The organism is Paenibacillus pasadenensis (genome assembly GCF_023715725.1).
Lineage (GTDB): Bacteria > Bacillota > Bacilli > Paenibacillales > Paenibacillaceae > Paenibacillus_O > Paenibacillus_O pasadenensis_A.
The window spans coordinates 1-463 of record NZ_JAMBOT010000045.1; the positions used below are offsets into that span (position 1 = coordinate 1).

The following is a 463-nucleotide window of genomic DNA, read 5'->3' on the forward strand; positions in this document are numbered from 1 at the left end:
GAGACGAAACGTTCCGTCTCGACCGTACCGAGCCGACGTTAAACACCGCCATTCCGGGCGATCCGCGTGATACCACTTCCCCTCGGGCAATGGCGCAAACTCTGCGGAATCTGACGCTGGGTAAAGCATTGGGCGACAGCCAACGGGCGCAGCTGGTGACTTGGATGAAAGGCAATACCACCGGTGCAGCGAGCAGTCAGGCTGGACTGCCTGCTTCCTGGGTTGTGGGGGATAAAACCGGCAGCGGTGGCTATGGCACCACCAACGATATCGCGGTGATCTGGCCAAAAGATCGTGCGCCGCTGATTCTGGTCACTTACTTCACCCAGCCTCAACCTAAGGCAGAAAGCCGTCGCGATGTATTAGCGTCGGCGGCTAAAATCGTCACCGACGGTTTGTAATAGCGGAAACGGAATGGGGAAACTCATTCCGTTTTTGTTTATCGCCTTAGACGGCAAAAGTG

At 56.4% G+C, this 463-nt stretch carries 1 protein-coding gene; it reads left to right on the plus strand.

Annotated elements, in window-relative coordinates:
- Positions 1 to 401 (plus strand): serine hydrolase (locus M3223_RS23880; protein ID WP_251566276.1); only part of this gene is annotated, 401 nt, incomplete at its 5' end.
- Between the last annotated feature and the right edge of the window lie 62 nt (positions 402 to 463).